Annotated in this window: 13 protein-coding genes and 1 tRNA gene; 10 read left to right on the top strand and 4 right to left on the bottom strand. The window is 71.9% G+C overall.

The features are described 5' to 3' along the window. Window positions 1-464: 464 nt before the first annotated feature. Window positions 465-1,040 (top strand): nucleosidase, encoded by a 576-nt coding sequence (locus tag ACFVU9_RS44080; RefSeq protein WP_387603485.1) that lies wholly within the window; start codon window positions 465-467, stop codon window positions 1,038-1,040. 101 nt (window positions 1,041-1,141) lie between these two features. Beyond that, complete coding sequence (locus tag ACFVU9_RS44075; protein WP_387603482.1) at window positions 1,142-1,660, top strand: DinB family protein; 519 nt, start codon at window positions 1,142-1,144, stop codon at window positions 1,658-1,660. A gap of 42 nt (window positions 1,661-1,702) precedes the next feature. Here the strand turns inward: ACFVU9_RS44075 and ACFVU9_RS44070 are convergent, their stop codons facing one another. Beyond that, complete coding sequence (locus ACFVU9_RS44070; protein WP_380441885.1) at window positions 1,703-2,614, bottom strand: sigma-70 family RNA polymerase sigma factor; 912 nt, start codon at window positions 2,612-2,614, stop codon at window positions 1,703-1,705. 102 nt (window positions 2,615-2,716) lie between these two features. On the opposite strand from ACFVU9_RS44070, the gene ACFVU9_RS44065 reads away from it, so the two are divergent. Then, window positions 2,717-3,277 (top strand): hypothetical protein, encoded by a 561-nt coding sequence (locus tag ACFVU9_RS44065; RefSeq protein WP_380510403.1) that lies wholly within the window; start codon window positions 2,717-2,719, stop codon window positions 3,275-3,277. Between the two features lie 117 nt (window positions 3,278-3,394). Beyond that, on the top strand, window positions 3,395-4,177 hold the full coding sequence (locus tag ACFVU9_RS44060) for an alpha/beta fold hydrolase (protein ID WP_387603477.1): 783 nt from the start codon (window positions 3,395-3,397) through the stop codon (window positions 4,175-4,177). Between the two features lie 100 nt (window positions 4,178-4,277). Here ACFVU9_RS44060 and ACFVU9_RS44055 read toward each other — a convergent pair whose 3' ends face one another. The 3 genes from ACFVU9_RS44055 to ACFVU9_RS44045 are packed head-to-tail and all read right to left on the bottom strand — an operon-like array spanning window position 4,278 to window position 5,817. Beyond that, a complete protein-coding gene (locus tag ACFVU9_RS44055) occupies window positions 4,278-4,757 on the bottom strand; it encodes a hypothetical protein (RefSeq protein WP_387603474.1) in 480 nt (159 codons plus the stop codon). A gap of 48 nt (window positions 4,758-4,805) precedes the next feature. Continuing rightward, the gene (locus tag ACFVU9_RS44050) at window positions 4,806-5,363 is read right to left on the bottom strand and encodes a hypothetical protein (protein WP_387603471.1); all 558 of its coding nucleotides are present in this window, start codon (window positions 5,361-5,363) and stop codon (window positions 4,806-4,808) included. A 10-nt stretch (window positions 5,364-5,373) separates the two neighbouring features. Continuing rightward, entirely contained in the window at window positions 5,374-5,817 is a 444-nt protein-coding gene (locus ACFVU9_RS44045; protein ID WP_380510414.1) for an ATP-binding protein, read from the bottom strand. Between the two features lie 160 nt (window positions 5,818-5,977). Here ACFVU9_RS44045 and ACFVU9_RS44040 point away from each other — a divergent pair, with 160 nt between their 5' ends. The 6 genes from ACFVU9_RS44040 (at window position 5,978) to ACFVU9_RS44015 (ending at window position 13,162) form a co-directional block, all read left to right on the top strand. Then, the gene (locus tag ACFVU9_RS44040) at window positions 5,978-6,925 is read left to right on the top strand and encodes a helix-turn-helix domain-containing protein (RefSeq protein WP_387603468.1); all 948 of its coding nucleotides are present in this window, start codon (window positions 5,978-5,980) and stop codon (window positions 6,923-6,925) included. After that, a complete protein-coding gene (locus ACFVU9_RS44035) occupies window positions 6,885-7,019 on the top strand; it encodes a DUF397 domain-containing protein (RefSeq protein ID WP_387603465.1) in 135 nt (44 codons plus the stop codon). The genes ACFVU9_RS44040 and ACFVU9_RS44035 overlap by 41 nt, the downstream gene beginning before the upstream one ends. Next, on the top strand, window positions 7,016-7,270 hold the full coding sequence (locus ACFVU9_RS44030) for a DUF397 domain-containing protein (RefSeq protein WP_387603462.1): 255 nt from the start codon (window positions 7,016-7,018) through the stop codon (window positions 7,268-7,270). The genes ACFVU9_RS44035 and ACFVU9_RS44030 overlap by 4 nt, the downstream gene beginning before the upstream one ends. Before the next feature lie 132 nt (window positions 7,271-7,402). After that, window positions 7,403-8,728 carry a lipase family alpha/beta hydrolase gene (locus tag ACFVU9_RS44025; protein WP_387603459.1) on the top strand — a complete coding sequence of 442 codons (1,326 nt, stop codon included), beginning with the start codon at window positions 7,403-7,405 and terminating at the stop codon, window positions 8,726-8,728. Between the two features lie 70 nt (window positions 8,729-8,798). After that, window positions 8,799-8,882, top strand: a tRNA-Leu gene (locus ACFVU9_RS44020). 236 nt (window positions 8,883-9,118) lie between these two features. After that, window positions 9,119-13,162, top strand: a complete 4,044-nt coding sequence (locus tag ACFVU9_RS44015) for a hypothetical protein (protein ID WP_387603456.1) — start codon at window positions 9,119-9,121, stop codon at window positions 13,160-13,162. The last annotated feature ends 153 nt before the right edge of the window (window positions 13,163-13,315 follow it).

Below are 13,315 nucleotides of genomic sequence, written 5' to 3'. Positions count from 1 at the left end.
GCCGGCGACAGCGCCGACGGCCGCCGCCCGGCGGGCTCCCCGCCGGGCCGCGGCGCCGGGGCGCCCGCCCGGCCCGGTGCCGCCGGCGGACGGTTCGGCCGTGCCGGAACCACGGCGCCCGCCGCGCCGCTACCTCTTGGTGTCGCCACCCGCCTCATCCTCCCCTGGGGCCCGGCCCGTCCTCCGGTGCCCGGCCGATGCCAGCAGTATGGCCGTGACTCCCCCCGGCCACACCCGAGTTGCGCCGATCTTGAGCTTCGCCGTGCACGATTGGGGCCCGCCGCCTCCGCGAATTCTTCATACGTATTCCCGTACGGACCCGTCGGGCGGAGGCGGGCGGCGACCGCTGCGACGCGGATCGGGGCCCGCGCGGTTCCCGGACGCCCGGTCCGGGAGCTCCGGCCCGTACGTCGTCCGGCCGTCGCCGCCGGGGCTCCCGCGCCCCTGCTCCGTACGATGGGGCCATGCGCCTGCTTGGAACGATCGCCCCCGACCGCCCGCTGCTCGTCGTCGCCGTCCGCGAGGAGGCCGCCCACCTGGACGACCGGCTGCCCGTGCTGCTCACCGGGATAGGGAAGGTCAACGCCGCCGCGGCGCTCGCCACCGTCCTCGCCCGGGGCGACAAGCCCTCCGAGGTGATCAACCTCGGCACGGCCGGCGCGCTGCGCCCCGGCTGGGAGGGCACCCACCACGTCACCCAGGTGATCCAGCACGACCTCGACTCGCCCGCCCTGCTGGCCCTCACCGGCCGCAGCTACGGTGCGCCGCTCGTGGTCGGCAAGGGCGAGGGCCCGGTCCTCGCCACCGGCGACCTCTTCGTCTCCGACCCGGCCGCCCGCGACCGCCTCGCCGAGCACGCCGACCTCGTCGACATGGAGGGCTACGCGGTCGCCACCGTCGCCCACCGGGCCGGCCTGCCGGTGCGCCTGGTCAAGCACGTGAGCGACGAGGCCGGCGAGGGGGCCGTCCGCTCGTGGCAGGAGTCGGTCGACGACTGCGCCCGGCACCTCGCGGAGTGGGTCGCGGCGCAGGGCTGGTGACGGCAGCGGGGCTGGTGAGGGCAGCGGGGACGGTGACGGGAGCGGGGACGGTGACGGCGCAGGGCTGGTGACGGTGTTTCGGGTCTGACTAGGGTGGCGCGGTGACCGAGAACACCGCGCCCTCCCCGCGCCCCGACGTCCGCCCGCCCGGCGTCAACGCCGACGAGCCGACCACGCTGCTCACCTTCCTCGACTACCTGCGCGAGGCGGTGATCGCCAAGCTCGCCGGGCTGCCGGACGACGACGCCCGCCGCCCCGGGGTCGCCTCCGGGACGAGCCTGCTCTGGCTGGTCCGCCACCTCGCGGTGGTCGAGCACAACTGGTTCGAGTGGGCCTACCGGGGCGTCGGCGAGCAGCCGCTGGAAACGGACGAAGTCCCGCTCGGCGACGTGACGGTGGCCGGCGAGATCGCCGCCTACCGGGCCGCGATCGCCCGGTCGAACGCCGTCGCCGCACAGGTCGGCGCCGACCTCGACCGGCCGGGCGCGCGCTCCCTGCGGCCGGACGGCGAGGCGCCGTCGCTGCGCTGGGTGCTCGTCCACATGATCGAGGAGACCGGCCGGCACGCCGGGCACGCGGACATCATCCGCGAGCAGCTGGACGGCGCGACCGGGCGCTGAGGCGGGGTGGGCTCATGTGGACCGGAGCCCACCCCTCCCGGTTCAGTCGAAGAGCGACAGGTCCAGCGCGGCGAGCCGCTCCGGGTCGTTCAGCACGTCGATCGCGACGATCGCGCCCGCGACCACCGTGAACGCCATGACGGACATCGGCTTGCCGTTGGGGCCGATGACCACCGCGCCCGCCGTGCCGTTGACCAGCGCCGGCCGCGCGAACGGCGCCAGCTTGCCCCACAGCACCGCCTGCCCGGCCACCGTCGACGCCCCCGTGAACACCACCGAGTGCCGGGCCCGCACCGCGCCGCCGTCCGAGCGCAGCACGACGTCCGGGTCGAGCACGGCCACCAGCGCGTCGAGGTCGCCCTCGCGCGCGGCCGCGAAGAACGCGTCCACCGCCACCCGCTGCCGGCTCAGGTCCTTGTCCGGCGCGGGCGCCTGCCCCTGCACCTTGCGGCGCGCCCGGCTGGCCAGCTGGCGGGTCGCGGCGGCGGTCTTCTCGATCAGCGGCGCGATCTCCTCGAACGGCACCGCGAACATGTCGTGCAGCACGAACGCGACCCGTTCGGCGGGCGCCAGCGACTCCATCACCACCATCAGCGCCAGGCCGACGGAGTCCGCGAGCATCACCTCCTGCTCCGGGTCGACCACGCCCGCCCGCCCGAGGATCGGGTCCGGGATGCGCGGCGCGCCCGCCGTGCCGTCCTCGCCCGTCTCCAGCGGCTCCTCCCGCCGCTGCGCGCGCGAGCGCAGCAGGTTCAGGCACACGCGGGAGACCACCGTGGTCAGCCAGGCGCCGAGGTTCGAGACCTCGCCGGTCTCGGTGCGGTCGTAGCGCAGCCACGTCTCCTGGACGGCGTCGTCGGCCTCCGCGATCGAGCCGAGCATCCGGTAGGCGACGGCGCGCAGGTGGGGCCGGTGCTCCTCGAACTGGTCGGCAGGTGCGGTCTTCTGATTCACCGTATTTTTCCTCGTCCCCGTTGGCCCGCTGGTTGAAGCTGCAGCACTGGCAACCTAGCCGCTCCCGCGGGAACGTCGGACCCCGGGTCTAGGGTGACCGCCATGACCGCCGTGACCGCAGGGACCTCCGCTTCCGCCGGGACTTCCCTGATCGCCGCCATCCGCGCCGACCCCGCCGCCGAGGACTTCCTCGCGTGGCCGGGCGACTTCAGCCTCGACGCCTACCCGCACGTCGAGGACGTCGTGCTGGCCTCCGGCGAACCGCTCGAACTCCTCGCGAAGGAGGGCGGCGGCGGCACGTACTTCTTCTGCGGGCCGAGCGAGCTGGGCGAGGACCGCCCGGTCCTGTTCGCCGACTCGGAGGGCGGCGCGGCCCTCATGGCGCTGAACCTCCGCGAACTGGTCGAGCTGCTGATCACCGTGCCGTGGTGGCAGGACTGCCGCACGTTCACGGCGGAGGAGAGCGCCGAGGCCGCCGAAGACTACCTGGAGGACGACCCCGACCTCCCCGCCGACCGCGCCGCCGCGGCGCGAGCCCTGGGCCTCACCCTCCCCACCGAACTCGAGGCACTCACCCGCCTCCGCGACACGGCCACCGGCCCCGGCCGCGCCTACGTCCTCCTGAACGCGGTGGAGGGCTGCGCCTACAAGCCGCTGATCTGAGCCCCGGCCGGGACGGTTCCAAGATCCGCACGGGCGTGTCAGACGAATGTGTTGCACAAACGTCTAACTCCTGGGTGCGGTCATCCCATCAACCGCTCCACGGGGGGAACGACCACCATGAACGACGCCATCCGCTCCGAGCTCGTCATCGACGGCCGCCGGCTCTCCTACCTCGACTTCGGCGGCACCGGCCGCCCGCTGCTCGCCCTGCACGGCCACCTCGCGGAGGGCGCCGTCTTCGTGCCGCTCGCCGCCGCACTGGGCCCGGAGTGGCGGGTCATCGCCCCCGACCAGCGCGGGCAGGGCGAGTCGGACCGGGCCGCCGACTACGCGCGGGAGGGCTACCTCGCCGACGTCGAGGCCCTGCTCGACCACCTCGGGCTGGAGAGCGCCGTGCTGCTCGGCCACTCCCTCGGCGCCGTCAACGCCTACCAGTTCGCGGCCCGGCACCCCGAGCGCGTGACGGCGATCGTCAACGCCGAGGGCCCGGCCGCGCTCGGGCTGGACGGGAGCCACCCGCTGGCCTTCCTGCTCCACCTGCCCTACGACGCCTCCAGCCGGGACGCCCTCGTCACCGCCCTCGGCGCCGCCGCGCCGTACTTCGAGGACCGGCTGCGCGAGAACGCCGACGGCAGCTGGCGCCTGCCCTTCCACCCGCAGGACATGTACGCCTCCGAGGCGGACGTCCACGGCGACCACTGGGCGGACTGGACGGCCACCACCTGCCCGGCCCTGGTGGTGAGCGGTACGAGGGGTGCCATCCCCGCCGAGCAGGTCGCGCAGATGATCGCGCGCCGTCCGGGGACGGTCCTGGCGGAGCTGGACGCGGACCACATGCTGGTCACCGGCGCGGCGGACGAATTCCACCGCGTGGTGCGGGAGTTCCTCGCCACGGTGTGACGGGTGGAGGGCGGGGCGGCGGCCCTCAGCTCCGCCGCCCCGTTGGCCTTTCGGCACCCGGCTCGGGGTCCGTTGAGCCAAACCCCACCTTGGGGTGGACTCAGCGGGCCTCCGGGTGACGGAGGACGAGGTCGGTGGCGGTGGCCCAGTGCTCGTCGACGGCGGTGACGATCACGTAGCCGCCGTCGACGAGGGCGAGCGGGAAGCGGGCGCTGCTGCACCCGTGGGCGCGGTGGACGTGGACGGGGAAGGTCAGGCCCTCGAACTCGACGTCCCGGCTCGTGTAGCCGGTGGTGATGTCGAAGTCCGGGGGGACGGGCTCGATCCGGCCGGAGTTGGCGAGGAACGTCCACAGCTCGGTCTCCGGCGTGGTGTTCGGGTGCATGCGGTGGTGCTCCGAGAGGGGGCGCGCGGTCTGGACGGTTGCGGCGAGGCCGTGGCCGTGGCGGTGGTAGTTGACGTCGATGCACCAGAGGCACCCGTCAGCTTCCTGCCCGCTGTAGATGGGTATCCAGCCGGGAGGCCGATCTCGGAGGTCGGCGATCGGGGCGTCCCACTCGGCGACGACATTGCGGAACACGTCTTCCCCCAACAGGTCCGTGGTGACTGGTCGTTGGGGTTCAGTACATCACCGGGCGACGGCCTCCGCGCGGGCCCGGCAGCGGGCGAGGGCGGGTTTGACGCGGGGGTCCGGGGTGGGGGCGGCGGCGAGGAGCTCGCCGGCGGTGACGAGGGCGGTCCAGTAGTGGGCCGCGTCGCCGACGCCCGGGCGGGGTTGGGTGGCCGCGAGGGAGAGGTAGGCGGCGGTGAGGTTGCCGGTGACGAACCAGCGGGTGAGGCTGTGCTGGTGGCCGGCGCGGAGGGCGCCGAGGGCGTCGATGGCGAGGAGGAACTGGTCGACGACGGCGAGGCCGCGGGCGTCGAGGGGCTTGGGGACGTCGAACACCCCGAGCGCTTCGAGGAGTTCGCCGGTGTCGGCCTCCGAGTTGGGGCGGGGGTCGGCGAGGAGGGCGTCGTAGCACTCGTCGATGCGGCGGGTCGTCTCGTCGGCGGCGATGCCGAGGGCGTGGCAGACGGCGCGGGCGGCGGTGGCCGGCTCGCGGGTGCGGCGGGCGAGGGCGGCGTAGGCGTCGGCGGGGGTGGCGCCGGTGTCGAACAGGTGCCGGGCGAGGGTGGAGAACGGCATCGGGCGGCCTTCAGGCGGTGAGGAGGACGGGAGCGGGGGCGGGGGCGGGTGCGACGAGGGCCCAGACGAACTTGCCGATGCCGCCCGCCCGGGGGCAGCAACCCCAGCGTTCTGCGAGTTCGTTGACGAGGTGCAGTCCACGGCCGTGCTCGTCGGCGGGGGTGGTCGCGAGGAGGGACGGGCGACCGGTGCCGGCGTCGTGCACTTCGAGGCGGAGACGGTTGCCGATGAGGGCGAAGCGGACCTCGATGAGGCGGTCATCGGGGGCGTCGGAGTGCTGGACGGCGTTGGAGAACAGCTCGGAGAGGAGCAGTTCGGCGATGTCGGAGTACCGGTCGCCGGAGGGGAGGGCGGAGAGGTAGGCGCGGAGCAAGTGGCGCGCGATGGGGGTGGAGTAGGGGCGGGAGTCGAGGCGCGCGGCGAAGGTTCGGGGCCGGCGGGTGGTTCTGAGCATGGCGAGGCACCTCGGGGGCGGATGGGGGTGGTGCGACGGGAGCGCACAATCACGCTGTGCGTGCGAATGATTGCGTTCTGGCCTCAATGGTCCCGGTGCCGGAGTTACGGTGGCGACCAAAACCACGTGTTTGCCGTGCGCTGCACATCCGGGAGCTGCGATGACACCAAAGGCCAAGCGAGCGCCGACCGCGAGCTCGGCGGTCCTGTTCGGCGAGGAGCTCCGGCACGCGCGCAAGGCGGCGGGCTTCACGCAGGAGGAGTTGGGCAAGCTCCTGCACTGCGACCGGACGGTCATCACGCGGACCGAGGGCGGCAGGCGGAAGCCCTCGGTCGAGGAAGTCGAAGAGTTCGGTCGGCTGTTGAACACCGGCGACCTGCTGATGCGGCTGTACGGCCGGGTCGACTGGAATGCCTCCGTTGAGCACCCGGATTGGTTCCAGGAGTACGTGGACCTGGAGGCGATCGCGATCGGGCACCGGGTGTATCAGACCAACATGATGTACGGCCTGCTGCAGTGCTGGCAGTACGCACGTGCGCTCTTCGAGACTGGCGATTCAGCTGGCAAGCCGGAGGAGATCGAGGAACTGCTCAGGGCTCGACTCAGTCGGCAGACCCGCTATCTCGCCCCTGACGGACCACTGTTGGTCGTCATTCTCGATGAGGGCGTGATCCGCACGGTCATCGGCGGGGCGACCGTGATGAGATGCCAGCTGGAGCACCTCCTGCGCGTGGCCCAACTCCCCAACGTCGTCATTCACGTGGCACCGTTTGCGTATCGGCGGACTGTCACCGTCACGGCTATGGTGTTGCTGGAGCTGCCAGGCGAGGAGCATTGGGTCTACTCGGAGAACCTCGATCGGGGGTACCTGAGCAGTGATCCTGAAACTCTGGCCAAGCACCACCGTCGCTATGATCAGCTCCGTTCTGAGTGCCTGTCAGAGAGCGAGTCGCTTCGGCTCATCGCCGAGGTGCTGGAGGGTTTCAGAGATGAAGAGCAGCAGGCTCGACACAGTCGCCTGGCGCAAGAGCAGCTACAGCGGGGACAACGGCGGAGCCTGCATCGAGGTGGCCCTCGAATCCCGTCCCGGCGCCGTCCCAGTGCGTGACTCCAAGGACCCCAGTGGCCCGGCCCTCGTCTTCTCGACCGGGGCGTGGCGCTCTTTCGTCGCTGCCGTCAGGGCGGGAGACTTTTCTGTATGAAGCTGACCTGGCACAAGAGCAACTACAGCGGAGACGACGGCGGCAACTGCGTCGAGGTTGCCCTCGCCTGGCGTAAGAGCAGTCACAGCGCCAATGACGGCGGCCTCTGCATTGAGGTGGCCCTCGACTCCATCCCCAACACCGTCCCGGTGCGTGACTCCAAGGACCCCCACGGCCCGGCCCTCGTCTTCCCCGCCCCCGCCTGGGAGTCCTTCCTCGCCGCCGTCCGTGCCGGCGACTTCCCGGTTTAGCCGATCAGCCTCGGTCACATCCGAACGATTTCAATCAGTTCCGACGCGACCCTGGTGCCGTGAGTAACCGAACAGTTACGGTCGATCACTGTGCGCACGTGACCCTGCTCGCATCGACCGAGGCGGTACCTCATGGCACAGGAACCCCGTATCGACGTAGCGCTGACGGCCCTCAAGGAGGGCCAGGTGGAGCCCACCAAGGCCGAGTTGGCGGAGATCGCCGACTCGCTCAAGCCCGGAGTCTGGTTCGCCAACGACCTGTCGGGCGAGCGCAGCCGCGACGCCGACGTGGTCTGGGAGCTGACCGGCGCGCCGTACAAGGGGCAGACGGCGACCGGACAGGCGGCGGTCTACTACGCCAACCCGAAGATCGGCCTGCGGAAGCCCTTCCTCTTCGCGGACGGCTTCAGCTACGGCCCGAGCGACCTGCCCGGCCTGTTCGCGTACTTCAACACCGTCGCCGACGGCCGGCCCGGCCTCTTCGACGAGCTGCTGAGCCGGGGCTACGACATCGTCCTGATCGGCTTCACCGAGCGGCACACCCACATCCAGGCCAACGCCGGAGTCGTGATCGACGCCATCCTCCGTGCCATCGTGGAGCGCGTGGGCGACGAGCGGCTGACCGTCGGCGGGGTGAGCATGGGCGGCATCGTCACCCGCTACGCGCTCGCCAAGCTGGAGACCCAGCGGATGGACCACCAGACGTCGACGTACCTCTCGTTCGACTCGCCGCACAACGGCGCCTGGATCCCGTTGATCCTCCAGCAGATGGCCTACTTCTTCGAGGACTTCACCCCGGCCGGTCCGGACGGCGCCAAGCAGGCCGATCTGATCCGCAGCGCCGCCGCTCAGCAACTGCTGTGGGCGTGGGTCGAGAACTCGAAGTACTCCGGCCCGGTGGCCACCGCCAGCCCGCTGCGCAAGGAGTTCCTCGACGACCTCGCCCGGGTCGGCAACTTCCCGCAGATCCCGCGCAAGCTCGGCATCTCCAACGGCCGGCGTGACGGGGTGGGCCTCCCGCTGCCGGTGGGCGAGGTGGCGTTCGACTGGCAGGCGCTCGTCGCCAGTGCCACGGCCCGGTTCCAGCCGGACAAGGGCGAGAAGCAGCGGATCGGCGGCATGCACCTCGGCCTCGCCGTGCGCCGCAGCGCCACCACCGAGGTCCCGGGGCTGGACGCCGTGCCCGGCGGCACCCTGGACTCCTTCGGCAAGGTCGCGGACGCGCTCAAGGCCAAGATCTCCGACGACTACCGCAGCGGCGCCTTCGTGCCGGCCGTCAGCGCGGCGGCGCTGGACTTCGACCCGGCGAAGTGGGACGTCGACCCGGCCGCCCCGATCACCGACGACGCCCTGGACCGGGGCCACCTGGACGAGGTCACGTTCGACGAGGCCAACTCCGAGCACGGCCACCTGTCCCGCGCACTGGTCGACTGGATCGTCGGGCAGCTCGCCCACTGACCCTCCACCCCTTCCGGCCTGGTCCGGAGCACCCGCGCGGATGGGCTACGATATTCCTCATCACCCAGATGCGCGGGTGGCGGAATAGGCAGACGCGCTGGATTCAGGTTCCAGTGCCCGAAAGGGCGTGGGGGTTCAACTCCCCCCTCGCGCACAGCGAACGGCCGGTCGATCTTCGGATCGACCGGCCGTTTTGTCGTTCCCGGGCCTTGCGCCCGCATGGTCAAGAGCTGCCCAAAAAACTCATCGCGCTCGACGGGCCCGCCGTGGGACCCTCGCGCGGGGTCGAGGGTGCTTCTCAGCTTGTCCTTTGCGCTCGCTAGACTCCGCCCGCCTGTGAACTCCTGTGACGGTCACGGGAGTCAGGCGTTTCCGACATGGGGGGAAAGTGTGACGTTCCTGTCCACCGACAGACGAACGCGACACAGGGGGAGGAGAGCCTCACTCGCGGCTCCCGGCGCCCTGCTGCTCGCCGTCCTGGCCACGTTCGTGGGCCAGGCCAACCCGGCTGCCGCCGCCGCGCCGCCCGCGGCCACGTCGTCCGCGAGCCCGACCGCCGCGCCGACCGCCACCCCGGCCCCGGCCGCCGCGCCCACCGCCGAGCCGTCGACGGCCGCCGCGCCCACCGCCGAGCCGTCGACGGCGCCGGTTCCGGACCCGAAGGCCGAGCACGAGAAGGCGGCCCGCGAGGTCCAGCAGGCCGACCCGACCAACCCGTGTCCGGCCGGCCTGGTCCCGGGGGCCGTCTCCACCTGCTCGATCGACGGGGGCAAGACGGCCTCCTTCGCGCTCACGCTCCCGCAGGCCGCGGACGTGCTCCTCGTCCAGGCCGTGGCGACGAACAACCCGGTCTACCCGACCGTGGCCGGGCCGGGCGGTGCCGCCGTGGCCTGCACCCAGCCGATGGGCGGCGGCTGGGGTGACGGGATGCTGCGTTGCGCCATCGCCCAGGCCGGCACCTACACGCTCCAGGTCCGGGACGGCAGCGGCCGGACCAACGGCCTGTCGGTCTCCTACCTGCCGCTGCTGTCGACCACGGCCTGTCGGACGATGAGCGCCACCGACCTCGCGCTCGGCAGCCCGACCCTGCTGCACGGCTCGCTCCCGGTCGGTTCCACGGGCGACTGCTACGCGCTCGGCGACCTGACCACCGGTGACGTGCTGCGGACCCACGTGTCCGCGTTCCAGATCATCCAGATCGTCTACGACGCCACCGGAAAGGAGGTCTGCAACACCCGGTCGAACCAGAACACCGAGATCGACTGCAAGCTCACCGGCCAGGCGCCGTTCCGGATGACCGCGCAGCAGATCTCCGGCGCGGCCCAGACGTACGACCTCACACTGGCCCGGCTCACGCATCCGGACGGCTGCACGATCGTCGAACCGCAGGCGTTCGGTACGGGCCCGGACCTGACCCTGGCGCAGCGTTGCCGGACCCTCCGGGTCACCGAGCAGGCCCAGTACTCCTTCGCCCCGGTCACCGCCGACGGCTCCACCCTTAACGGCGGGCTGTACGGCCCCGACGGCACCCAGCTCTACGGCGGCTGCGCTAAGGGCGAAGGCTGCGACCTGGCGCCCGGTGACTACACCTGGGTGGTCGAGGCGCGGAACGTCAACGCCGGAGCGTTCGGCATGGCCTTCCACTCGGGCAAGGAGACCCGGGGTTGCACCGCCACCAACGACACCGGGCTGACGTCCGGCCCGGCCACCGGTACCTTCGGCGCGCGCGGGCAGCAGTTCTGTCTCACGCTGCCGACGGCCACCGGGAGCGGTGTCTACCTGCTCAACCGGCCGCCCACCGGCGGTACCGGCGCCTTCGCCGCCGTCTACGACGCGGCCGGCGCCAAGCAGTGCGACAACGGCGGCGCCAACACCCCGTCCGCCGTCTGCAAGCTGGCCGGTACCGCGCCGTTCCGCGCGGTTCTGAGCGGCGAAGTGAACAAGTCCTACGCGCTGGTGATCCACCGGACCGGCGAGACGGCAGGCTGTGCCGCCTGGCCGCAGAGCGGGTTCGACGGCACCTGGGGCGCGGAGGTCACGCTGACCGCCGACGTGAAGCAGGCCTGCCTGGCCCTTCCGGCGGACCAGCACGCCACCGCCGAACAGGCCGACTACACCAACACGGCGAACCAGCTCAACGCCTCGCTGCAGGTCGTCGACCCGCAGGGCAACGTGGCGTGCTCGACCTTCCTCAACACCGCCTTCACCTGCGCCCTCACGGCCGGCGCCCCGTACACCGCGCTGCTGACCAACTCGGCCCGGGGCGACAGTTACAAGCTCGTCCGGCGGGACATCTCGCCCACCGCGAACTGCCTCACGCCCAACTCGACCGCCGTCGGCGGCCAGTCCGTCCAGCTGGACCTGGGCTCGGTCCTCGACGCCCGCTGCGTGCGGGTCACCGCCGCGGCCACGGACAAGTTCTGGCTCAGCGTGCGGACGACCACCGTCGGCAACGGGGCCCAGGGCACGGCGACGCCGCTGGTGATCGACGCGAACGGCAAGAGCCTCTGCGGCGCCAACGGCACCTACTGCAAGGTCACCGGCTCGACCTCCTACACCATGGCGGTGCTCGCCTCCGGGTACCGGGGCCAGAACATCCACGCCGCCGTGGACACCTGGAAGGTCGGCACGCCCGACGGCTGGGCACCGGAGTGCACCGCCAACCCGGTCTCGGTACAGGGCTTCCCGCTCCGCAGCGGACTGCTCACGGAGTCCTCGACCGGCTACTGCGCCGTCGTCGACATGAAGCCGTCGCAGTCCTTCAACGTCGTCGGCACCAGCAGCGCCACCAACATCGCTCAGCCGGTGCTGACCTTCCTGACCCCGGCCACCTGGGACGACTACGACTACACGTACCAGTGCGGCGGGAACTGGGGCCAGTTCGGCGCCCGCTGCCAGGCCACCAACAACGCGGTTCCCGGCAAGGCCGTCCTGCTGCTCAGCGCCGGCGGCACGGTGACCCCGACGGAGTACAGCATGCAGGCCGTGTGCGAGTACCCCACCTGCACCGGTCAGAACGGACCGTCCCTCACCGCGATCAACGGGACGACCGGCGCGGCCGGGACCCAGACCCAGATCGAGATCCGGGGCACGAACCTCACCCTGGGGACCAAGGTGAAGTTCGGCGGCGCCATGTACCCGATGCGGCCGGTCTCCGTCAGCCCCGACGGCACCTCGCTCCACGTCATGGCCGACACCAACGGGATGACGCCGGGCACCTACGACGTCGTCCTCGACGGGATCGGCTACACCACCGGCGTGCCCTCCCCGAACTACTTCCCCAAGGCCTTCACGGTGACCGCCGCCGCGCCGGCCACCAAGGGCAAGCTCGTCCCGCTCACCCCCAACCGCATCCTCAACACCGTCTCCGGTGTCGGCGCGCCCGCCGGGCGCCTCGGCCAGGGCGGCGTGCTCTCGCTCCAGGTGGCGGGCGTCGGCGGCGTCCCGACGACCGGCGTCACGTCCGTCGTCATGAACGTGACGGCCGTCAACCCCAGCAGCAACAGCGCCGTCTCGGTGTACCCGAGCGGACAGAAGGTGCCCGACCTGCCGACCGTCAGCTTCGCCGCCGGGCAGATCGTCACCAACCTGGTGACGGTGCCGCTCTCCAACGGCAAGGTGGACATCCGCAATGCCTGGGGCGAGGTCGACCTCGGGGTCGACATCCTCGGCTACTACACCGACGGCGGCGCCGGCTCCCTGCTGCGCCCGGTCGCCCCGTCGCGCATCCTGAACACCGTGTGGGGCGTCGGCGCCCCGGCCGGGCGGGTCGGCGCCGGTGGCGTCGTGCCGCTCAAGGTCACGGGTGTGGGCGGCGTCCCGGAGACCGGCGTCACCGCGGTCGTCATGAGCGTGACGGCCGTCAACCCGTCGCAGACCAGCTACCTCACGGTCTACCCGGACGGCCAGCCGGTGCCCGACGCCTCGGCGGTCAACTTCGCCGCCGGGCAGAACGTGACCAACCTGGTGACCGTCCCGGTCGTCAACGGCGTCGTGGACATCCGCAACGCCTGGGGCGACGTCGACCTCGGCGTCGACATCACCGGCTACTACACCGACTCGGGCTCCACCTACACGCCGTCCTCGCTGGTGCGGCTGATGGACACCCGCGACGGCGAGGGCGCCCGCGTGGGCTCCCTGGGCGGCTCGGGCGACCTGGTGAGCCTGCGGGTGGCCGGCGTCGAGGGCATGCCCGCGACCGGGGTCACCGCCGTCGTCATGAACGTGACGGCGGTCTGGCCGACGAACACCAGCTTCCTGACGGTCTTCCCGCACGGGACGGCCCGCCCGGACGCTTCGAGCATCAACTACCGGCCGGGGCAGGTCGTCTCCGCGCTGGTGGTGGCCCCCGTGGTGGACGGCCGGGTGTCGTTCGTCAACCAGTGGGGGAGCACCGACGTGGTCGCCGACCTGGTCGGGTACTTCTCGTCCTGAACCGCTCGGCAGGAAGACCGGTGGGGGGGGCCCGCCGCTAGGGGGGGCGGGCGGGGGGGTTTTTTTAATAAATAGCCGCGAGCCAGGATCCCCCCCTGCGGGGAGAGCCGGGGCGGGTCGCGGGGGCGGCGGGAGCGCCCGCGCCCGGGGGCG

This window comes from Kitasatospora sp. NPDC057936, from assembly GCF_042887525.1.
Taxonomy (GTDB): Bacteria; Actinomycetota; Actinomycetes; order Streptomycetales; family Streptomycetaceae; genus Kitasatospora.
The sequence above is the reverse complement of the archived record's forward strand: the minus strand, read 5'-3'. Positions and strand labels throughout refer to the sequence as shown.

What these genes read in the sequence shown, in the direction of transcription:
- ACFVU9_RS44080 (WP_387603485.1), top strand. Translation starts at nt 465, where the DNA reads ATGCGCCTGCTTGGAACGATCGCCCCCGACCGCCCGCTGCTCGTCGTC.
- ACFVU9_RS44065 (WP_380510403.1), top strand. Translation starts at nt 2,717, where the DNA reads ATGACCGCCGTGACCGCAGGGACCTCCGCTTCCGCCGGGACTTCCCTG.
- ACFVU9_RS44040 (WP_387603468.1), top strand. Translation starts at nt 5,978, where the DNA reads ATGACACCAAAGGCCAAGCGAGCGCCGACCGCGAGCTCGGCGGTCCTG.
- ACFVU9_RS44060 (WP_387603477.1), top strand. Translation starts at nt 3,395, where the DNA reads ATGAACGACGCCATCCGCTCCGAGCTCGTCATCGACGGCCGCCGGCTC.
- ACFVU9_RS44045 (WP_380510414.1), bottom strand. Translation starts at nt 5,817, where the DNA reads ATGCTCAGAACCACCCGCCGGCCCCGAACCTTCGCCGCGCGCCTCGAC.
- ACFVU9_RS44025 (WP_387603459.1), top strand. Translation starts at nt 7,403, where the DNA reads ATGGCACAGGAACCCCGTATCGACGTAGCGCTGACGGCCCTCAAGGAG.
- ACFVU9_RS44050 (WP_387603471.1), bottom strand. Translation starts at nt 5,363, where the DNA reads ATGCCGTTCTCCACCCTCGCCCGGCACCTGTTCGACACCGGCGCCACC.
- ACFVU9_RS44030 (WP_387603462.1), top strand. Translation starts at nt 7,016, where the DNA reads ATGAAGCTGACCTGGCACAAGAGCAACTACAGCGGAGACGACGGCGGC.